Annotated in this window: 17 protein-coding genes; 4 read left to right on the top strand and 13 right to left on the bottom strand. The window is 60.9% G+C overall.

Annotated features, from left to right (window positions below; translation table 11 throughout):
* Nucleotides 1–331 precede the first annotated feature (331 nt).
* A complete protein-coding gene (cas2, locus tag RCAP_RS06355) occupies nucleotides 332–622 on the top strand; it encodes a CRISPR-associated endonuclease Cas2 (protein ID WP_013067009.1) in 291 nt (96 codons plus the stop codon).
* Here cas2 and RCAP_RS06350 read toward each other — a convergent pair.
* The 5 genes from RCAP_RS06350 to RCAP_RS06330 form a co-directional block, all read right to left on the bottom strand.
* Nucleotides 619–3,246 carry an RAMP superfamily CRISPR-associated protein gene (locus tag RCAP_RS06350; RefSeq protein ID WP_013067008.1) on the bottom strand — a complete coding sequence of 876 codons (2,628 nt, stop codon included), beginning with the start codon at nucleotides 3,244–3,246 and terminating at the stop codon, nucleotides 619–621. The genes cas2 and RCAP_RS06350 overlap by 4 nt on opposite strands.
* Nucleotides 3,243–4,889 (bottom strand): RAMP superfamily CRISPR-associated protein, encoded by a 1,647-nt coding sequence (locus RCAP_RS06345; protein WP_013067007.1) that lies wholly within the window; start codon nucleotides 4,887–4,889, stop codon nucleotides 3,243–3,245. The genes RCAP_RS06350 and RCAP_RS06345 overlap by 4 nt, the downstream gene beginning before the upstream one ends.
* Nucleotides 4,886–6,352: a hypothetical protein gene (locus RCAP_RS06340; protein WP_013067006.1), complete on the bottom strand. Its 1,467-nt coding sequence runs from the start codon at nucleotides 6,350–6,352 to the stop codon at nucleotides 4,886–4,888. The genes RCAP_RS06345 and RCAP_RS06340 overlap by 4 nt, the downstream gene beginning before the upstream one ends.
* Before the next feature lie 647 nt (nucleotides 6,353–6,999).
* Nucleotides 7,000–8,802, bottom strand: a complete 1,803-nt coding sequence (locus RCAP_RS06335; RefSeq protein ID WP_013067005.1) for a hypothetical protein — start codon at nucleotides 8,800–8,802, stop codon at nucleotides 7,000–7,002.
* A 196-nt stretch (nucleotides 8,803–8,998) separates the two neighbouring features.
* Nucleotides 8,999–9,256, bottom strand: coding sequence for a helix-turn-helix domain-containing protein (locus tag RCAP_RS06330; RefSeq protein ID WP_013067004.1), 258 nt, complete (start codon nucleotides 9,254–9,256; stop codon nucleotides 8,999–9,001).
* Between the two features lie 78 nt (nucleotides 9,257–9,334).
* Here RCAP_RS06330 and RCAP_RS06325 point away from each other — a divergent pair, with 78 nt between their 5' ends.
* Complete coding sequence (locus RCAP_RS06325) at nucleotides 9,335–9,646, top strand: hypothetical protein (RefSeq protein ID WP_013067003.1); 312 nt, start codon at nucleotides 9,335–9,337, stop codon at nucleotides 9,644–9,646.
* 137 nt (nucleotides 9,647–9,783) lie between these two features.
* On the opposite strand, the gene RCAP_RS19235 is transcribed toward RCAP_RS06325, so the two are convergent.
* Nucleotides 9,784–9,993: a hypothetical protein gene (locus RCAP_RS19235; protein ID WP_131618292.1), complete on the bottom strand. Its 210-nt coding sequence runs from the start codon at nucleotides 9,991–9,993 to the stop codon at nucleotides 9,784–9,786.
* A 349-nt stretch (nucleotides 9,994–10,342) separates the two neighbouring features.
* Between RCAP_RS19235 and RCAP_RS18375 the strand changes: the two genes are divergently transcribed.
* Complete coding sequence (locus RCAP_RS18375) at nucleotides 10,343–10,744, top strand: DUF6634 family protein (RefSeq protein WP_013067002.1); 402 nt, start codon at nucleotides 10,343–10,345, stop codon at nucleotides 10,742–10,744.
* Nucleotides 10,745–11,198: 454 nt separating this feature from the next.
* Here RCAP_RS18375 and RCAP_RS20110 read toward each other — a convergent pair whose 3' ends face one another.
* From RCAP_RS20110 to RCAP_RS20160, 5 genes are all read right to left on the bottom strand, one after another.
* On the bottom strand, nucleotides 11,199–11,525 hold the full coding sequence (locus RCAP_RS20110) for a hypothetical protein (RefSeq protein ID WP_023911226.1): 327 nt from the start codon (nucleotides 11,523–11,525) through the stop codon (nucleotides 11,199–11,201).
* Nucleotides 11,526–11,548: 23 nt separating this feature from the next.
* Nucleotides 11,549–11,761 (bottom strand): site-specific integrase, encoded by a 213-nt coding sequence (locus RCAP_RS20105; RefSeq protein ID WP_309473933.1) that lies wholly within the window; start codon nucleotides 11,759–11,761, stop codon nucleotides 11,549–11,551.
* 45 nt (nucleotides 11,762–11,806) lie between these two features.
* Nucleotides 11,807–12,814, bottom strand: a complete 1,008-nt coding sequence (locus RCAP_RS06310; RefSeq protein ID WP_309473934.1) for a DUF6538 domain-containing protein — start codon at nucleotides 12,812–12,814, stop codon at nucleotides 11,807–11,809.
* A 461-nt stretch (nucleotides 12,815–13,275) separates the two neighbouring features.
* On the bottom strand, nucleotides 13,276–14,619 hold the full coding sequence (locus RCAP_RS18830) for an RNA-directed DNA polymerase (RefSeq protein ID WP_013067000.1): 1,344 nt from the start codon (nucleotides 14,617–14,619) through the stop codon (nucleotides 13,276–13,278).
* 9 nt (nucleotides 14,620–14,628) lie between these two features.
* Nucleotides 14,629–15,279 carry an SLATT domain-containing protein gene (locus RCAP_RS20160; RefSeq protein ID WP_013066999.1) on the bottom strand — a complete coding sequence of 217 codons (651 nt, stop codon included), beginning with the start codon at nucleotides 15,277–15,279 and terminating at the stop codon, nucleotides 14,629–14,631.
* Between the two features lie 365 nt (nucleotides 15,280–15,644).
* On the opposite strand from RCAP_RS20160, the gene RCAP_RS06305 reads away from it, so the two are divergent.
* Complete coding sequence (locus tag RCAP_RS06305; RefSeq protein WP_013066998.1) at nucleotides 15,645–16,280, top strand: recombinase family protein; 636 nt, start codon at nucleotides 15,645–15,647, stop codon at nucleotides 16,278–16,280.
* A gap of 52 nt (nucleotides 16,281–16,332) precedes the next feature.
* Here RCAP_RS06305 and RCAP_RS06300 read toward each other — a convergent pair whose 3' ends face one another.
* Complete coding sequence (locus RCAP_RS06300; RefSeq protein WP_013066997.1) at nucleotides 16,333–18,942, bottom strand: DEAD/DEAH box helicase; 2,610 nt, start codon at nucleotides 18,940–18,942, stop codon at nucleotides 16,333–16,335.
* Nucleotides 18,942–20,735 carry a site-specific DNA-methyltransferase gene (locus tag RCAP_RS06295; protein ID WP_013066996.1) on the bottom strand — a complete coding sequence of 598 codons (1,794 nt, stop codon included), beginning with the start codon at nucleotides 20,733–20,735 and terminating at the stop codon, nucleotides 18,942–18,944. Before RCAP_RS06295 ends, RCAP_RS06300 begins: the two co-directional genes overlap by 1 nt.
* Nucleotides 20,736–21,025 lie beyond the last annotated feature (290 nt).

The following is a 21,025-nucleotide window of genomic DNA, read 5'->3' as shown; positions in this document are numbered from 1 at the left end:
CAAGACCCGAAAGCGCTTTCTGGTCCGCTTTCCAACCGTGATGTGCCCGACACTCCGAAACAGCCCTTGCAAGCCCGGTTTTGCTGCGTGTTTTTCCTCCTTTATCCTGTGACTTCAAGGTCATGGCAGGGTTTCCAACGGTGAATCGGCGATTTTGCCCGATTTTCCGCCTCTCAAGTTCAAACTGGCAGGCGAAATCCGTCCTGTCCACCGTCAAGATTGCCCCGCGCCACGACAGACCGCCGCAGGGCCGCCCGCCCGGCAAGGGCTTTCGCAGCCCCCCGTTTCGCGGCAGACTGAGGCCCGAAATCTGCACCGAAAAGGGTCTGCCATGCCGCGCGCCGAGATGCTGATGGTCTTCACCTATGACGTGTCGCAAGACCGCAAGCGGCGTCGGGTGGCGCGGATTTTGGAAGGGGCCGCGACGCGGGTGCAATATTCGGTCTTCGAGGCGCGGCTGAGCGAGCAGCGCGCGGCGGCGCTGGCCCAACGCGTCGCGGCCGAACTTGCCCCCGGCGACAGCCTGCGCGTCTATGCCATCGGCGCCAGCGGCGAAACCCGCACCCGCACCTACGACGACGCCGCCCCCATCGAGCCGCCGGGGAACTACTGGATCGTCTAGTCCCGCCATGTCTTTTTCAACACGGCGGCCAGACGGCCATTGTTCGCCTCGAAGGCCTTTTGGCGGTCCGAAGCGGAGAAATTCCGGTTCTTCGGGTCGTCACTCGTCTGCTGGTAATAGATCTTGCCGTCATCGAGGCGCGAACGCTTGCGCAGATAATCCCCGAAAAGCGGGTCATGCGCGGCATTGAACTCTTTGGCGGCAAACCCCATCGACCGTGCGAGAGCCGGGTCTCGCGCGGTGCTCGGATCTTCGCCAGAGTTGACGAATTTTCCGAAGGCAGACAGGAAGGGCGTTGCGGATTGTCCGATCATCCGCATATCGGCTTTGCTGCCGCCCCTTGCCGGGTAATCTGCCCCGGCATCGTTCGGCGTCAATGTCAGTTTGATCTTCGCCGGGAAGCATTTGCCCGCATTGAACGCCCGGGCCCGTCCGATGAGGAAGCGGTTGCGCAGGGTGAAATCAAGCGTGAGCACGGTCAGGAAGGCTCCGATTTCTGCTTCGGTCATGTTGTGCAGATAGATGCGCTGCGCAAAGAGAAGGTTTTGCCCTTGTTTCGGATGAAGCAATTTCAGGGGGGAGGCGTATTTGTCGAGCTTCCTTTCTGCGGCTTTCAAACGCGCCACCACATCGGCGGCCGACGCGTTGTCCACAAGATAGGCCTTGCGACCGAAGTGATCGTAGAACTTCGAGATCGGGCGCGGCTCGGCAGCCGCGATGACGTAGAGTTCGTCTCTGGATTTGTCGGCGTCGTACTCCGACACCAGCCAAGCCATGCCACAGGAGATACGCGCCTTGAGATGCAGGGCTTCATGGCGACTGCGGCTTTTGTCGTCGCTTTCGGGTTCGCGCACGAAGCCAAAGAGCGCTTCGGCGAAATCAGGAGTGTAGTTTTCGTTCACATCCGGCCGATGCGCCTTGAAAGCGGCCAGTTGCTTCTTCGCATCGAGATGCGGCCTTTCCGCCTCGGGGTCGTCAGTGATTGCAAGCAGGTTTTCGATAATTCTATAGGCGCGGGCATTTACCCGGCGCTCCAGTTCCGCGCGCAACATGCCCTTGATCGTAGAACCGGGAATGGCGAAGGTATCTCCGATCTTCTGGAAAGGCACATCCTTGGGCGGTTTGGTATGGTCATGCGTCTGCGCCGCGACCAGAACCGGGGTTTCGACATGCCACACCAGATCGATATGGCCCGAGGCGGCAGCGGGCATCGGCTTCGACAACAGCGCATGGTTCGAGAAGCGATCCGAGACCCGTTGCTCCGGGAGTTGTATCACGTTCGGGTCGATCCGGCTGAGACGGTAGGGAATGGTCACGAGGTTCGATGGCAATTCCGCTTCGGCGTAATGGTCCGCGGGATCCTCTTTCGATTTGAGCTTCAACGCTTCCGTCTGTTTTTCGGAATAGTGCTTCAGGATAGGGTCTTGATCGGAGCAAAACCACCCGAAGCCTTTCGTGGTGCCCATGCCAAGCTTGAGGCCATTGGCCTCCAGATCAGCCTTGAGCAAGTCGAAAAGATTGGTCTCGGCTGCGTCAAGGTCGGCTCGGGTGGAGATGGACAGATCGAAGGTGACGCCGTGATGGGCGTGGTAAAAGAACAAGAGCCCATCACGAGGCGCGGCGGTCATCGCATCGAGACTGACGCCGGGGATCTGGCAGGATCCTTTGGCCGACACATTGCGCGGCGAGACCTGCAACAGGCCGCGGCGGCCTTCGTAGCCGAAGAGGCGCTGGACAGGATCAAGGTCGCGCGGTCCGGCCGAGGTCTTGCAGCTTTTCATCTCGGCACCACCACCGCGATGCAGGTGCAGCGCCCAAAGCCATTCGGCGCGTTTGCGCAGCGCCCCGGAAACCGCCGTCCCCATGATGCGGGGGGCCTTGCCCGCAGCATCCATCAGCGGCTGCGTTTCGTTGTCCGTCTGCCCGCCCTTCGAGAGGAACGGGCCGGGGCAAACCATGCGCAGACCGAAGAGCGGGGCCCGGACCGGGGCTGAGGCGGCGATCGTGTGCGGGGCAAAGGTCTGTGCGGTCCAGCCGGTCGGGCCAAAGCGGCTCTCGGCACGCTCGATGCGGGTGATCTGCAGCCGTCCAAGGTCATCGGCCTTGTTGGCCCCGAGGTTCAGCCCCTCGGACGAGGCTGCCAGCGCAAGCAGCGTTTCAAGCGCGGCGCAATCGGCCTGCACCGTCGGTTCGTCGCCGCTTTCAACGTCGATATCGGAGGTGAAGGTCACCCCTTCGGGCACGAAATCGCGCCGATAGAGTTTGTTGGCCGCCGCAACGCCGGTGCCTACGGCGACACTGGTTTGGGCGAGTTCGAAACTAGCGCTGCTGCCCGCTTTCGACACATAACGCGCCCCGGAAAAAGTCAGGGTACCGCGGGCCTGCTGCGATCCCTTTTCATGCGGTTTGCCGAACAGCCGCACCTTTACATCGGTGCAGGTCGCTCCCAGCGCCCCCTTGATCGTGCTGCCCGGAATCCAGGGCTTGCCCGCATGATCGCGGGCGATCAGCGCCACTTCGGACGCGTCTTCCTCGTCATGCGCACGCAGTTCGGATTGCCCCGCCCCCACATGCAGCGGCGTCAGCACCGTCCATTCGAGGCGGTATCTTCTGAGATGTTTCATCGAGAACCCCCGACCGATGAGAGGAGGAATGCGCCATAGCCGTTTTCCGCGACGAAGGGGCAGCTTTGCCAGTCAAGCGCGGTGCCGTCCCGCGTCGCCGAACAAAGCCCCTTGCGCTGCAGCGCCGCCAGTTCGGCCTGATCGCTCGGCGCCACATCGAGCACGAAAACCGACCCCCGACTGGTGACCAGCCAAGGCATGTAGCCACTTTGGCCCGTGAACCGCCGTGCCAGATAGTCGCCCAGCAATTCCTGAGCCGCATGAACCTCGAGAAGCGTCGAATTCGGCAAGAAGGCCTTGAACGCGGGCGCATAGGCCGCAAGCGGATCGTGACGCAGCAGCGCCGGATCCACCTCGATCCAGGCCTTGGTTTGCAGGACCAGCGCAACCGTGCCCGTCACCGGAGAAGGTGCCTTGTCCGTCACGAAGTCGATCGGCTCCACCCGGGCATCGGTGCGACCCAATCCCGGCATCGGCGCGCAAAGCGCACTCAACACGGCGCGGGCATTTTCTGCGCTCAGCGCCGAGGTATCGACGAGGGCCGTGAACACATCGTTCCCCGGCACCACAGCGGTGGTCGAAAACAGGTTCTCATCCTGCGCCGCCCCGGTTGTCGCATCGATCTGCGTGTGGACCCGCTCGACATGGCGCGGCGGCGGCGCAAGACAGTGCTTGAAACCCGCGACACAGGCCGCCTCGTGAACCGCCTTCCAGTCGATCTGCAAGGTCACGCCATCGGGCAAAGCGCCCTTCCCCGCCAGATCGCGGCAGGTCTCGGCACCCTTTTCCTTGAGACAGACCACCGAGAGCGGCAGTGCCTGAGCCACATGTTGCGTGGCATGGCCGAAAACGGTGTCGGACAGGCTTTGGGCATCGAGAGGGTTGCCGCGCATCTCGGCACAGCGCGCCACCAGCCCCTTCAGCGCCCCGCCCGGAATCGTCGGCTGGCCGATATAGCCGTTGTCGGTGCGGATCGCATCGACCAGATAGGGCCGATCGACGCGGAACCGCCACAGGAACCGCCCGACCGGATCGGCCGGCAACTTGCAGGCCTCTTCGGCTTCCAGGGCCGGCTCCACCGAGCAGCCGCTGACCTCGCCAAAACCGATCGAGGCCATGGCGCCGATATGGCGCTTGCACTGCAGTGCCGCCGCGAGCAGCAGAGCAAGCGCCTGCGCATCGGGCGCTTTCGCCGTCGGAAAGAGGGTGATCCGCCCGCTGAAGGCAACCTCCCGTTCGGGCGCAAAGACCTGCTCGATCCGCAACAGATGCCCCTGTTTCGCCGCCCCGCTCTCGTCGTCGATCTGCACCCGGTGGTAGTCGGTCGAGCGCAGATCGGGCTCGATCGTGCAGCGCAGATCGGTCAGGAACATCCGCCCCTTGGCGGGCTCGAACGCCCCGCCGCTGTCCTTGCGCGCATCGGCCGAGCCCTTGCCCATCAGCCCCTCGACCAGCTCGGTCTCGCCCATGATCGTCAGACCATGCCGGATCAGCCCCTTGATCTGGTCTTGCGGAATGATCGGCCGACCGTCCAGATCGCGCAGCGCGACCCGGTCATAGCCGAACCGACCGGGATCCTGGCCGGGAAACAGGAACGGTGCCTTGAGCGACAGCGTGACATCAAACACAAGTGGCGCGGTCATTGCACGGCCTCCGAAAGAACGCGGGCGCGTTCGTCGGTAAAGGGTTGCGCATAGGGTTGCAGTTGCGCCACCTGCGCCAGAAGCAGCGCCAACCCGCGCGAGGCCTGCCCGGTCCAGCCATTTTCCCACGCGGCCATATCGGGTGGCGTGCCCTTCACCCGCTCGAAATGCCCCTTCATCGCCTCGGCAATCGCCTCATCTGCCGCCTTGCTGCACAGGTCCCGCCGTGACAGCCGCGCGACATCGAGCAGCCGATAAATCTGCGACATCTTCAGGATCGCCCCTTCCTCGTCGTCCAGCTCCCGCAGCGCCGCCGCCATCTTGGCGACATGCGACAGCAAGACCGCATCCGCGCCCGAGCGATAGCCCTGCCCATACACGGTGCGGCGATGATCGAGGATCGAGGCAAAGGGCAAAGGCGCGCTTTCGAACACGTCAAGCGAGACCACCGACACCCCCGCCTTGCGCATCTCGGGCGTCACCGCATCGCGCAACGCCGCCTCGGCGCTGCCGGCCAGTTTCTTCAAAAGCCGGATCGGCGTCTTGCGCTGCGCGATCACGCAGCCGATGCGGTGCCCGAACCGCGCCGTCCCCTTGTCCTTGTCGAAGGGCGCGCCCAGCACCCCCTGCAGCGCCGCCAGAAACCCCAGCACATGCGAAGCGGGCACGACAAAGGTCATGTCATCGCCGCCCCACATCAGCACATCGACCCTTGCATGGGCCACGCCCGCCTTGTCGGTGTAAATCAGCCCCTCGGCGCTAGCCCAATCTTCGATCGCCTCGGCCAGACGCGCCCGAAACGCCGCCATCGCAGTGCTGAACCCTGCGGTGTCGGTGCCATAGGCCTTTGCAAGATCGCCGCCCCCCATGCCATCGGCGACGATCACCGCAATCTTGCCCCGCACATTTGGCTTGAGGCCGGGGGCGTCCTCGGGCGCGATGTCCTCGAAACTTTGCGGCGGTTGCGGCTGGCGTTTGCGAAACAATTGCGGCCGACCGACCCGACCGATCTTGCGCCGGTCCGCGACCGAGGCACAAAGGAAACGTTCCTTCTGCTCCTTGAGGTCGAAATCGCTGATCGTGCCGGGCCGCGTGTGATCGATCGCACAGGGGCGCACCCCCGCCATGATCGCAGGCAGCACCACCGTGGCAAGCTGCGAAAACTGCCGGTCTCGCGCCGCCTTGATCGCCTGCGCCTCGGTCTCGCCCGTGCCCCAGGTGAGGGTGAAATGGCATTGCGGCGTGGCGCTCAGAAAGGCGCGGATCTTGTCCTCCTCGGGGGGCGGGCCGGAAAACTCCAACAGCGCTATCGAGGCGCCTTGCCCGCGCAGCGTGCCGCCAAGCGCCGCCTGCGCCCGCTGCGCCAGAGTTTCCAGCGCCATCGAGCCGCCGCGGATCGTGGAAAGGTCTTCGGTATCGTAAATCGTGGCGTAAAGATTCACGCCCTCGAGATAAAGGAACATCCTGCCCCCCTGCATGAATGGGGACATGAGAGGGGCAGGAATGATTCCCGGCAAGCCCTGATGTTTCAGCCGTCAAGGATGCGTCACCACGCCACATCCGCACGCAGGCGGGCCCATACACCGACACCCCACGCACTCCGCTTGCTGGCGGGAGAGGTGTCTGGGCCTGATCGCATCCTCGCGCTGATCGGAGGTGACGCAGTCTCAATCCGCTTATTGGCGGGAGAGGTGTCTGGGCGCCGCCGCCTTCGCCTGCCTCGCCGCCGCCCCCGTGTCTCAATCCGCTTACTGGCGGGAGAGGTATCTGGGCCGTGACGCAGGCGCAGCTTGAGACCGGATCGACGTCTCAATCCGCTTACTGGCGGGAGAGGTATCTGGGCTCACCCTCTGCAAACCCAAGACCCGAAAGCGCTTTTTGGTCCGCTTTCCAACCGTGATGTGCCCGACGCCCCGAAACAGCCCTTGCAAGCCCGGTTTTTGCGCGTGTTTTTCCTCCTTTATCCTTGATTTTCAAGGTCATGGCAGGTTTTCCAACAGTGAATCGGCCTTTTGGCCCGGCTTTCCCGCCGTCAAGGTCAGATTGGCAGGCGAAATTTCCCCTGTCCACCGCGAAGTTTCCGGGATGCAAGACAGGGTGCCGCAGCCCCTCAAGGCGCGGGCCACAGATGCAGCGCCTCGCTGCCCGCAAAGGCCGCCGCCGCCGCACCATAGGCCAGCCAGCCCCAGAAGGACCGCTTGTCGCGGAAATAGACCCGCTCGGCCAAAGCCCAGATCCCGGCGATGATCGCCACCAGCACCGAGAGTTGCAGCAGTTGCAGCCAGCCATCGGGCGGCCCCGCCGCATCGGTCTGCCCCGGGAGGGCCGGAACGATCGCGTGCAACCCGAACGGGGCCTTGTCACCGATGAAGATGTTCATCCCCCCCGCGCCGACCAACAGCGACAACGGCACGCCGACCGACACCAGCTTGTTGAGCCGCGCCGCATCCTCGCGCGCCTCGGCATTGGTGTGCATCTCGTGGAAACTCGTCGCCGCCTCGAGTTCCTTTTCGACCTCGGCAAACATCGCGGGAATGCCGAAGGCGGCATAGAGGCGGTCGAACATCTCGCGCGGTTGCAGTTGCGAGGAGATGTTGGAGAAGTGGTGCAGGTGGGTGAAGTCAAGGAATTCGTCGCGGATCCGCATCAGCCGCTGACCGAAATCCGCCACCGCCGTTCGGGATTTGTCGCCGATCGCCCCGCGCTCGCGCTGGCTGCGCACCAGTTCCGACAGGGTCTGGGAGAATTGCAGCAGGCGGAAGAATTCGAACACGCACAGAAACTGCATGTGGCGGTAATATTCCTCGGCATGGCCCATGTCGTGATGGCCCGGGATGCCGTTGCCCAGGATCACGTTGCGCATGTACCCGCCCGCGCCTAGGGCGCAGAAATGGTGCGAGGCGGTGATGTAAAGCGTGGAATTGCCGGTGCCGGTGGGGCCATCGGGGGCCTGTCGGGTGTAGAAATACCCCGGTGCGAGTGCGTCGAGGAAGGGCTTGTTGTAGCTGTAGCCCGTGCCACGCCGGTCCACCTCGGCCAAGCGCATCAGGTCGCTGTCCTTGACCCGGGTCATCAGGGTGAAGGCCTCGGCCTCCTGTTCGCTGCCATCGCCCAAGAGCACAGCCGAGGTGATGAAGGCGCGTTCGTCGCCGAAATGGCGCGAATCCGGTTCCGAGAGGGTGAAGGGGGCAACAAGTTCGCGCACCCAGGGCATCAGCTGCGTCTTTCCCTTGCGCACCCCTTCGTCCATTTCGGGACGCGACGGGGCAGGCCCGAAACAGGGCACCCTCGTCAGCGCATCCCCCGGCAGTGCATCCTCGCCGTAGAAATGCCAGCGCGGAAAGATGCGCCGTGACAGATCCAACGCATCTTGCGCATCGGCCAGCGTCAGCGGGGCGAAGGGGGCCGGGTCCTTTACCTTGTCGCGCGGATATTCGCCATAGGCAGCACAAAGGAAATCGACGCTGACGACCAGCATGGCAAAGCCGTGCAAACCGCTCTGCCGCCCGGACCCGGCCGGTTCGCGCAGGCGCCGCAGTTCAACCGTGCGCACCGTGCCGCGAAAGGTGCGACGGCACAGCAGTTGCTCCGATTTGCCATCTTGCATCTCTTTCCAGTCGGTCGAGTCGAAGTCGGCGGTGAAATGCCGGAACTCGAACGCCGGTTTGCGATAGAGGTCGAACAACGCCGAGACGCCGCCATCGGCCCGGTCCCAAAGCGCATTCGACACGAAAGGATGAAAGTAGAACTGCTGTTGCAGCGTGCCTTTGGGCTTTTCCGCAACCCAGCCGTGCCGGGCCGGATCGATGCCGTCATCAAGGAGGGCAAAGGGCAGATGATACCAGACGCGCAGCCCGCCGACGGCAATCTCCTGAGCGGCTCTGGTCTGGATGGGGCCGAGATCAATGGTCATGCGCGGAACACCTGACGGCAACACAAGAATTTGCCGCAGGTTACAGGAAAGCCGCCGCAGCGCAATGCGCCCCGGTTGCAGCCGCCGTCGTGGATGACCTCCGTCCCCCCGTCGGGCGCAAGACCCGATGGATCTGGGCAGCGTCAAAGCCCTGCGTCGCCGCAAACGGCGTTCTGCAATGCCGGAAGCGCCGACTTCAGATGCCTTGATCCGCAGGAATCTGCTCGCCCACACGCCGAAGCGCCTCCGCCGGAGACACACCAAGCGCGCGGAAAATCTTGATGAACTCCAGCACATCAATCCGCCGTTCGCCGGATTCGATGCGCGCGATCAGCGATTGCTGGCAATGAAGTTCGCGGGCGAGATCGGCCTGGTTGAGCCCTTTCTCCCGGCGGGCGGCGGCGATCGCCTCGCAAAGCGCCCGCTGGCCTTCGGTGTGGATCGTTCTCGGCATCTCGCTCCGCCCTGCATTTTGGGGCTGGCGGTAATGCGGAAAGTAGATTATCTAAAATTTAGATAATGGAGGGCGGAAATGCAGGACACAGACGACCTCGACCTTGAACCGGTCACCTTTCTCGTCGAAGCCGAGATCGCTGCGCGGCGGGCGTTTGACGCGCGTGTCGCGCGGGAACCGGGCTTCAGCGCGCTCGCGCGCAAACGGGTCTCGCGGTATCTCGACAATCCGATCTGGCGCGGCTTGGTCGAGTTGCACATCAACGGCGCGACCAGTTTCGAGCACGGACTGATGCTGCGCGGCGCGGGTCTGGTGCGGCCGGCCCGCTTCTTCGTGCGCAGGGGGTCGGAGGTTCGAATCCTCTCGCTCAGACAAATTTCCCGCATATAAACAACTTATTAGAGATGATTCTTTACGCGCTGCAAAGCGCTTGAACCGATTCCATAAGCAAGTGATAAGCAGTGCGGATGCTAGGTGAATCAGTCAGTCACTCGCAGTTAACGCTGGCCCTAGGTGAGATTGGTCCACTAATCCGCTTCCATCTTGAATTCGGCTTTCGCCGTTCCAATATCGAAGTTGTAAGGCTGCTTTCTGAAGAAGAAATCTCCGCCCAGTAACGGACCATAGCTGCTAGCACTGCGGAGCTGCCAATCTTCCTGTGAGGCTACAGCCGCCTCACCGTTTCTTTCCAAACCGACTTCCATCGGCTGGGGAGAAGGGAAATGCATCGCAAGCAAGAGAACCACCTAGTTTGGGCGGTTCTGAGACTGATTTGGTGGCTAATCCGGCTGTTCTTTTGGGCCGGCCCACTAAGTTGAGTAGGGAGGGAGGCGCTAGGCGCCTCCCTCTTCAATTTCCACCAGGTGAAAGCACCCCCGCCCCATAGCGAGGGTGCCTACAACGTCTGGACCTGAAGGTGGCAAGCCCCCGCTGCCGGTTCCGATGGTTTAGCGTCCGTCGGTTTCCTGAAGGACGTGTGGCTGGCACTACCCCGCCCCGTGGCAGTCTGGAGTCTCCCTTACCACGGGGGCTGTTCCGAACGGCATCGTTCGCACAAGCGAGGGTCACGAATGACCGTCGGAGATCATGTGCGCTAAGCCTTTTCATGCCAATGACCTTGGCAACCACGCGCTGCGCGAGGCGCAGCGTGTCGCAACTGCTCTGGCGGAAGCGGGGCCGAGCGCGACCGATCTGATTTCGGCGCCCACCATGCACGCGTGGATCGGCGTGCAGGACACCCGTTTTGGTGGCGCAATCTTGATGGGGCGGCCGGAGGGGCACCCCGTGTGCCGAGGTCCGGTGAGCCACACTTCCCGTTTGTGCGGTCTCGATCCCGATCTGACGTGGGCGCGCACGATGACGCGGTGGTATCGGCTGGGTGTCCCTGCGGACCCAGGCGAAGTTTCGTTTTATGCGCTGCGCTACGGCATTCCGCGCGATCTGATCCTTGGGCCAGACAGGTTGCGAGACGCCATTTCCTGGGTTTGAACCTGTTGTCGTACCGGCGGTGTCCCCCGGTGCGCGGATCGCCGACTGTCCGGGAGGCCGAGGGTCGAACCGGCCCCGAAACAGGCGCCGCCTTTGCCGGGTCTCTTCTCTCTTCTTCCCACCTTTTCCCCCGGCGCTCTTGCGCCGTCTTTTCTCTTTTCTTCTTTTTCCATCTCTCCCGATCTGCGCCGCGCCAAGGGCGCTCTTTCTTCTTTTCCCCTTGACCTCTCTTTCGGTCTTTTCCCTCTTCAGCCCCCTCTCGCAAAAAAGTTCCGGATTTTCGGGCCGCACCGTCCGGGTCAAGGGGAGGGCAGCTCCACCGGGCCACGGGATGTCCAATTCTTTTTCGCAAATCTCTTCCAGAACAGGGGGTTATCAACATCTTTCTGCCGTTGCGCGCCCTCGACCGCCGAAAGCACGCTCGGGGCCAAACCGCATCCGCCCTATACTCGTGTCACCGCCTGAGACGGCGGATCCAGATCATTGGCCCAGATTTTTCGTCGGGCGCGATCTTGGGCAGACGGGAGCGCAAAGCGGCATGGACGGCGGGCAACAGACGGGGCGAAAGGCGGGGGGCAGCGTGCCGCCCGCGCGCCCGGCCTTGCGTCCCGGGCAGGGCGATCTGCAACGGCTGGAGGCCGCACTGCGCATCGTTGCCGGTCTCGTCATCGAAAACCCGGTTTATGCGCCGATCTTCCGCCGTCTCGAGCGAGAGATCGCACTTGAGAAACAGGCGCAGGCCGCGGATGTGATCGCCCGCGCCCGCGCGGTAATCGCGCAAAACGAGAGCAATGCGCTGATCGATCAGAACGAGATCGGCACCAGCAATTCGGCGGCATGCTCGAGCGAGGCACCTAAGCCGTAGCGCTCGCGGCCGAGCGAATGGCCCATCAGATCGCGCCGGATCCGCTCGTCGATGCGCGCGGCAAGCATCCGGTCCTCGAAAGCGTGGCGCAGCGAATAGATCGTATGCCGAGGCGTCTCCATCAGCCCGTTGCCGCGCAGGTACTTGTTCATCGCGGCGCTCAGGCTGGCAGAGTTTTCCCGATAGCGCGGAAACCCCTAGGGGAAGGCACGCATCGCGGCAAGGGCAATGCCCAAGAGCGGAATCACCCGCCGCGCTGACGCCGATTTCAATTCCCGCCCGATCGGCTGCAGCGACAGATGCGGCACGGCGACATCCAGCGCGATTTCTGTGGACCGCAACGCCGCAACCTCGCTGGGCCGCATTCCGGTGTTGATCACCACCTGCAAGATGCAGCGCTCCTGGTCGTTCATCCCGTCGAGCGCCCCCGGGGCCAAGAGGCGATCGCGAATCCAGCCGTCCGAAAACGGCAGGCGCTGCGCCTTGTCTCCCTCTTTCAGGGCAAGCCCGCCCAAAGGCAGCACGATGGCCAGCTTCTTCTTTTCGACGACCATGCGCAGAACGCCGCCAAGATGGGTGAGGTCCTTGTTCGCGCTATTGGGCTTGACGCCCTCTTCTTCGATCCGGTTGAGCCAGAACTCGCGGAAGGCGAGCATGTCGTCGCGGGTGATCTGGGCGAGGGGCTTGTCGCCGATCACATCAATGAAGGTCTTCACCGCCTTGATGCGCGGGTTGCGCCAGCGGCGGAGCTGATCGGGGGATTTGTTCAGCACCAGATCGCGTGCGAAACCCCAATAAAGCTCGAGCGCCCGGCTGACGGTGATCGGCGGCTCGGCCTCGCCGCCGAGAAGGGCGGACGCCTCGGAGGGATCGGCACCGCGCCGGGCCACCTCCTCGACCCGCTCGAGAAGCGCGCTGCGCGGCAGGCTCGCCACCTTGTCCGCGGTCAGATAGCGATAGCCCCGCACCTCTGCGAGGCGCCGCGCGGCGGCATGGCGCGCCTCGGCCTCCGCGCTGTCGCCCGCGAGCTTCGCTTCCCAGGCCTCGATCTGCTCGTGCCAGATCCGGGGCGCCTTCTGGCTGGCGATGGTTTCGGAATCCGTATGCAGGCTGAGCCAGATCTCGGTGCGCGGCTCGACCGGCCGATAGCGCTGCGGCACCCGCCTGCGCAGACTCAACCCCTTGCCCCGCCGCATGATCGTCATGATGCCCTCACAGATCAATGTGGAGCATATTGTGTGGCGTTTTGCGGAGCGATATCAAGGGGACTTAGATTTCCGCGAGATTGAATTATTGTCTAAGCATATGAATTATAGTGATTTATTTTCTTGCGCGGCAATGTGAGGTGGCGGAAGCGGTGGACGTCGCCGCTCCAACGATTCCTTTATATTTCAAAAGGTTATCGTTCGCCCGCCCTCCAAAATGTCACGCAAGATGTCATACGCACACGATGCCCCTGAGCGCCCAACCGGAAGCGCTTCGGCGGGCCAGATGGGCGGGGCGCTCCTGAACGAGATGACATCCCCGCCCGATGGAAAAGCCGGTAGCATTCAGAATTTAGGCTAAGTCCGATTAGAAAATTGCTATGGCCAGGTTCCATACACCGAATATGTGCGGCAGACGCGAAATGGACGTCGGGCAACGCCCTACGTCATTCTGGCGAACATTACGAAAATGCCTCAAGCAGGTCTTTCTCGATATCCGAGATTTCCTTGTTAATGCAAGTTCGGAATGCAGCGTTTATTTCGTCTGCCGTCATGCTTTCAACACGAGCAGAAAATAAGTGGGGGGCCAGCAGACAAATATCTCGCCTCTTATCCTCAAGCCCATATTTGTCAAAATTGGGGATGTATTTAGTCCCGTGCAGATTGTATTTAATTTCATGATAAGCTCGAACAAGTCTTTTGACCCTAGAAGCCTCCGCTTGACCCGAAACCAAACCAGCACGCGACTTGATGAACGCATCAATCCGCTTCAACTGTGACACGTCCTCCGTCTGAGAAAAGAAAAACATCCAGCCAATTCGTTTTCCATCAAAAATACAGCCAGTGATCCGAAGATTCAGTCGCCACAACCTGCTCCCCGCAAGTCCTGCCTGTTTGCACTTCGAGAACTCCGTCACCATTACGCCCAAATACTTACGCACTGACGAGGTTCGAACACGCAGGAGACCGGGCGAGAAGTGATAGCCTATGTAATCGATGCCTTGAGCACCTGGAACAATTACGCTCTTGCCGCCAGTCCCGACAGGATGACAACTGATCTTGCGTTTTTTTTGTAATATTTCGGTCGCGCGTCTGGCTATTTCTTCAGCTTCCGAGGGCTTGCACACGAACAGCACATCATCAACATAACGAAAGTAGCGACCGCTGCATAGGGAACTCAATTCCTCATCCATATCAGCCAAATATATTGACGCCAAAGCGCTTGATATACTCAAGCCTTGCGGGATGCCAACTTGGTTAAGCGAGCCCTCACTTTTCTTCACGCCTGTTGGCGTTCTAATTGCATCCTTAACCAAATGAAGAATAGGGCGATACCTAATGCGCCTCCTAAGTAGCCGCATTAGTATGTCGTGGTCGATTGACGGGAAGAACTCTTGAATATCAAGTCGAACGTAATAAAATTCACCGAATTCACCCCTTATAATGCCCAAAGCATCCCTCACTATTGAGTGGGGGGTTGCGGGAATGGCAGAAGGGAATAATGAGACCAGTATCTTCGATAGCGCCTTGAGTGTTACCTTGTCTCGAACGGTCGGCTTAGACAACTGTCTCGGCCTTTTCCCTGCACCTTTGGAAACCAATTTTTCACTGTAGGCGGTGAATTTGTATGTGCAATTCAGCGCCTTCCGTTCGATGAGGGAAAGCTCGTCCTTTATGCGCCCTCTGAATGCTTCCACTGATTGGCCATCGCGCCCGATGGCCCCCTTCAGCGCAACAGACTTATCAAATATGTCTTGAAGTTCCTTTGGGTTAAACAGCGCGCAAAAAGTTTCCTTTGACCCCATCTGCAGCACTCACCAAGCGAGAACGGCGGCAGGCAGAAAAACCAAGGCAGGAAGAACCAAATATACCAGCACCTCCACGAAAATATACAATATCCAAGAACCAAGAGTTCCCCACGTCCATGTGATTGATCTGCCTCGTGGGTCGCATAGTTCCTGATTTCGCCACAGAGTTCTCGATATGATTAGAGATGTGTAATCAATGTCCGAGTGGTTCGGGTATGATGCCAGTATCGCATTATACTCTGAGGTTTTTTCTTGCAGGTCTTGCTTGCTGGCATTCAGCCTTTCAAGTTGAAGGTAGCATTCCCTGAACGTAGCCGCTCGCTCGCCAAATTTCGCTCCGGCAATCAGCGTAGATATTACAAGAGTCATAATTGAAAGTATCAAAGTATATTCGTCCACAGGGAAGGCACCCAGTCGATCGCGGAATGTGGTCAGGCCAATTATTCCAACTGAAACCGACGACAACTCGATTGTAGCCCAAATTTCGTAGCGTCGATTCCTCCTCTCCGCGTTCATTCTGCAATGAGAGGTTAACCAAATCTTATCTGCAAGGGATTTATCCGGGGTCGGCGAGTTTATGCCGGAAACGTTCGTCACCTTTAATCTCCAATAGCTCTGTGCGTGCGGGGCATAGAAATCAGATAATCTACCCCTCATACGAGAGTAGGTTGGCCTTTCCGAAACGGATCAGCTAACCTATAGGCATGCCAGCTAGGCTGAGCGCCTATCCTTCACAAGTAAAGCCCGCATGGACCGACTGCAGAGTCTCCCCGCACGCTGGAGTTGTTTGCTTCATCGTTCATGAACTGTCCATAGCCACAAAGCGACGCGTCTTCAAATATGGAACATTCGTTGCTTCTCGCACACAGCGCGTCCTACAATCCTCCTCGCATTCGGTCGTCCGCTCAACCATACCCCAACGGTCACCCCGAAGCCGCCCAACTGGGGTATCCATAGAGGTTGACACGCATCAACGGACATGCGAATTAACGGACATCACCTTAACGGACATCCGGAGGAACATGAGCCGCACCGTTCTTTACGCCCGCGTGTCCACTGCGGATCAGACGCTCTCTCACCAGCGCACCCAAGCCGAGATGGCAGGCTTCGTGATCGACGAAGTGGTTGCCGACCACGGTGTGTCCGGCGTCAGCACTCGATTGCGCGAGCGAGCCGAGGGGCGTCGATTGTTCGATCTCCTTCGGAAGGGCGACGTGCTGGTCGTGCGCTGGCTCGACCGGCTTGGCCGCAACTACACCGATGTCACCGAAGTCGTGCGGCATTTCATGCAGCAGGGGGTCATCGTCCGGACGGTCATCAACAACATGACCTTCGACGGCTCTACCTCTGATCCGGTGCAGCAGGCGGTGCGGGACTCGATGATCGCGTTTATGGCTGCCACGGCCCAAGCCCAAGCAGAGGCGCTGCGAGAGGCGCAGCGCGCTGGTATCGAGGCGGCGAAGGCTAATGGCAACCGCTACCGTGGCAAGAAGCCGACCTTCGATCGCAGCAAGCTGATCGTCGTGCGAGACATGCTCGACAACGGCGCGGGAGCGTCCGAGATCAGCAAGGCGACCGGAATTTCGCGGCAAGCCATCCTGCGGATAAGAGAGAACCCGGCGCAGGCCGAGGCCGCTCTAGCACGGTGGGGGATGTGAGGCGAAAGTTGCGCATCTGCATCCCTTCGGGTGTCAGTTCTGGCCTACAACATCACGGTTCGTGGCCAGCAATCAGAACGGGGAGCCGCGCCGGGATGTCCCTCATCAATACCAGCGCGCACTCCAGAGTTTCGCCTGTTTGGGTAATCTGTAGTTGACCGGCGGGCACGGCTTGATCCCACGAGAAGTTCTCCGTCAAAAAGTCCAGAACCTCGCGCTTGTAGTCGGTGTCCGGGTTCTGAAGATGGTCGCCCTTGGTTTCCAACATCACGATGCGCCCATTACCGCCCGCGCAACCCGTTGCAAAGATGAAGTCGGGATAGATGCGCCCGCGCTGCCAACCTTGGATGCCATAGTTGGTCTTGGCGACGTTGCGATGCCACCATTTCACAGCGGCCTCCCCGTCGAGATGGACGGCAACCCCTTGTTCCTCGGTGTTCAGTTCGTTGCGGAACACTGGCGAGAACAGGCTGCGTTTCAGAGGCCCGCCATCGCCCCCTGTCATGTGCGGGGAAAGGTCCGGCTCAAAGGTCGTTATTGTCTCGGGCATCACCCAGTTGTTGCCATCCAGTCGTAGCCGGAACTGAATACGGCCCGCTTTGACCCCTGCCTTGAACAGCGCCTCTGCCCGTGTCGTGCGTTCCTTATCGAGCGCAAGCCGCAGGGCATCCACGATGACGCCCGACGCGGCCCCAAGCTTCTTGTCGTCAAAGCCGCGCGCCTTCAGCACGTCCACCAAGCGACCGAGTATCGACCGCGCCACAAACGGGTTTGGAACAAGGTCGGAGATGACGCGCACAGCATAGGATGGATCGTAGCGCAGCGTCTCTGATGCGGCGGCGATTTCCTCCTGACGGAAGTAATCGGACCCCCCATCCGTCAGGCTGATCCGCTGCAACTGCGCTGCGGCCAGCAACGGGTTTTCTGGGATGGCCTGTGCCACTGCGCTTGGGTCGTAATCGCGCCAGTCAATGGCCGACAGGATGTCGGTTTCGTAGTCCAGGTCGCGCAACGCTCCGCCATCGTCGCAAAGGACCTTGGGCAGATAGACTTTCAGACTTTTGAACTCTGCCCGCCGTTCAACGCGGCGCTGCGTTCCGGGTGCTGTAGCCCCCGTGCCCGCTGGCACTTCGATGACCAGATCGGCCAAGCCGTCCTTTTCGAGCCCTGCCTTGATGGCCTCCACGACCTCGCGCGTTCCGGCATGGTGCGTGATGACATAGCATTCGTCCAGCGCGGACACCTTGGTTTTCAGCGCATAGGGCTGGCGCAGGATGCGGCCCACAAGCTGCGTCATGGCGGACAGGTTCGATGCTGCGGCCAGCGAACACAGCACATAGGCAAAGGGGCAATCCCAGCCCTCTTGCAGCGCCGCCTTGGTGACGATCACCCGCACTCGGTTCGCTGGCGAAAGCAGGTCTTGGTTCTCGGGCTGGCTCAGGTCGTTTTGTTCGGCGGTCTTAATGGCAATCTGCGCCTCGTCCAGCCCCGCTTGCAGCAGCCATTCCTTCACGTCTTCGGCGTGGATATGCACCCCGTCGCGCTGATCCTTTCCCGTCCGCTCCACCTGCACCAGCATGATGGGGCGGATATAGGCCAACTCGCCCCTGTCGGCCCGGTAGGCGTCTGCCGCCGCCTGCAAGGTGTTCAGCCGGTCCAGCGCCGCCGTCAGCGTGCCCCGCCAATCCGTGCCCTGCCGGGGTTCAAGGTTCAGCGGCATCTTGATCATGTCTTCGGCGTGCAACTCGCGCCCCGTCACCTCCACCAACAGGTTGGCATAGCGCGCCCCGCCGCCCTTGGCGGTCACATCCTTGGGCGTGGCGGTCAGTTCCAGCACAAAGAGCGGGTTGAAGTCGTAAAGCGTCTTGTTGGCGAGGTCTGAAGTAGCCTTCTGCCCCTCATCCATCACCACCACCGGGCGGATTTTCCGCAGTGCGTTGCCCAGACTGTCCTTCACCATCGGGAACATGCCCTGATAGCCGTCCAGATTGGGCACTGCTTTCAACTCTGCCGCATGGGCCGCCTGATCCCCCTCGGGCGGGAAGAACCCGTGCACATCGCCCCGGTCGCGGAACATCCGCAAGGTTTCCTGCGTCTGCCGGTTCGCCGCCTGCAACATCAGCACCATGACGCACAGATGCGTTTCCACATCCCGCGCGTCCAGCCGGTCACCCTTCTCCATCACCTTCACCCGGCCCGCCGCCGCGCGGTCCAGCGCCTGACGATAGGGGTGCTGCCGGTCTTTCAGGCGCTTGAGCGTCTGGGTGTAAATCGCCTCGTTCGGCACCACCCACAGCACGAAGCCCTCGTTCTTGCCCAGATACCGCCCCATGATGCGGGAAACGGCATTCACGGCCAGCCATGTCTTGCCGCCGCCTGTGGGCACCTTGAAGGTGACATTGGGCACCGCCCGTCCGATACCGTCGACACGCGGCGAGAAGGGAACAACCGTGCCGTCCTTGAACTTTCGCACCGGCAGCGGCTTCACCGCGTTCAGGTTCTCCCAAGCCTTTGCGCAGAAATCCAAGGGCGGGATGGCCAAGTTCGGGTTGGCCGCGCGCACAGCGTCGATCTGGTCGGCCTGCACCTTCTGCGCCTTCAACTCGTCCAGATAGTCGTCCAGCGTGCGCAGAACCCGTTCCTGATAGTCAAGCGTCCGCATCAGCCCCGCTCCACCCGGTAAAGGGCAAAGGGCAAGGGCGCGAACTCTACCCCCAAGCCCTCACTGTCCAGCATCCGTTGGCTGACATGGCGGGCGGGCGCGAAGACAAGGTGCTTCTTGTCGGGACGCAGTTCGTGAATGCCGCGCGCGAAGGAAAGGGTCAGCGCGGCGTCGGCTGACTTGAGCCATTCCAGATCAGGCTTGTAGATGAGCCAGAGGATGTAGGCGCTGGCCTCGCCAAGGTAGAAATCGACTGCGTTCAGCACGGCGGGGTCTGCCACTTCGGCAGTGGCCATGTGGTAAAGCACGGGGCCAAGCGCCTCGAAGGTGGGCAGGTCTTCGCCTGTCAGGATGCGGTCAAGCTCGACCGGGTCGCCCAGCGTGCAATAGGTGAATGTGCCACCCAGTCCCTCGGCCTGTTCGCTCACGGCCTTTTCGCCCGTCACCACAAGCTCCCCGTCCTTCACCTCCTTCTTGATCCGATCGTATTCGTGCCCGTGCAGGTTTTCGATGGCCTGCACCTTGTGGACCAGATCGGCGGCCTTCTCGATGGAGCGCCAGTTCAGCCTTTCGCGGGCAAGTTCGGTTTTCTGAGTGCCGGTGAAAGCATAGCCATTGATCACGCGCCGCACCCGTTCGGCGGTCAGACGGTCGGCATAGTCTTCCATTTCACAGAGGATGAAACGGCGGCTACCGCCGTCGCGCTTGTTGGCTTCAAGGACGGCATGGGCGGTCGTGCCGGAACCCGCGAAGGAATCGAGAACAAGCGCATCGTCGTCGCCAATCAATTCGAGTATGCGAGAAATTAAACGCTTCGGCTTTGGCGTGTCGAAGGGGGACGCACCATCGAAGATGTCCTTCATTTCCAGTGTTGCTTCTTTATTGTGACCAGCGAAATCATGGCTCCACCATGTTACAGGCGTGAGGCCGTCTTGTGCTTCTGTCAGGAACCGCTTCAACATCGGCCTGCCTTTCCCCGTCACACCAAAGCTGATGCGCCCCTCCGCAAGCCATTTGTCGTATTGCGCGCGGTTCATCCGCCAATAGCGGTTCGGTGGAGGATCAAACGTAGCTCCATCGGGACCGGTTATTGTGAAAATGCCTGCTTGATATTGCTTACTGGCGGACAGGTCTTGAGCGCGCCAAGGGCCGCGCGGGTCATTGTCGGGGTTTTTGTAATCAGCAGCCTGTGCTTCAGTTCTGCCGATTTTCCCCAAAGCGAATTCAGACGGGTTCTTAGCATAGACAAGAACGTGGTCGTGCATGTCGGAAAGATGAAGCGCAGTCACGTTTGCAACATACCGCTTCTGCCACACCATATTTGCGACAAAAGCATCTTCCCCAAATATCTCATCCAGCAGGATTTTCGCGCGATGCGCCTCGTTGTCGTCAAGCGTAATCCAGATACTTCCCCATTCTGCCAGCAACTCATGTAGCAGACGCAGTCGGGGCCACATCATCGCGCACCATTTGTCGTGGCGCAGCCCGTCTTCGATGCCGATGGGGTTGGAGTTCAGCCACTCCTTGATCATCGGGGCATTCACGTTGTCGTTGTAGGCCCAGCCTTCGTTCCCGGTGTTATAGGGCGGGTCGATAAAGATGCAGTCAACTTTGCCCGCATACATCGGCATCAACGCCTTGAGCGCGTGCAGATTGTCGCCCTGGATGATCAGGTTGCCGTCGAGCCGAGCCTCGCCGATCCCCTTCTCCGCCTGCACGACCAAGGGCCGGAACGGCACCGCAAGGTGATGGTTCCAAACAAATTCCTTGCCCTTGAACACAAGCTCCGTCATCGCAATACCCCCGCCAACTGCTACGCCCTTTAGACCAGACCATACGGTCCACCGGCAAGGTGCAAATCGTCCCGACGACAGTCTTGGCGCAACGAGATCGGCGGCCGTTATCGCCCTGCAATTCCCTTGGCCCGCCTCATTCACGGCTGTCCTGCTCTTGGTGGTGGTGTATAAGAGGCACCGAGGATCGGCCCCCGATCTGTGCATCAAACCGCGCCAGCACAGGTGACACCATGCCCCCGCCGATCACCCTTTTCGTCTCCCGCCGTCTCCCAGAGCGATTACGCATC

This window comes from Rhodobacter capsulatus SB 1003 (assembly GCF_000021865.1).
GTDB lineage: Bacteria > Pseudomonadota > Alphaproteobacteria > Rhodobacterales > Rhodobacteraceae > Rhodobacter > Rhodobacter capsulatus_B.
The sequence above is the reverse complement of the archived record's forward strand: the minus strand, read 5'-3'. Positions and strand labels throughout refer to the sequence as shown.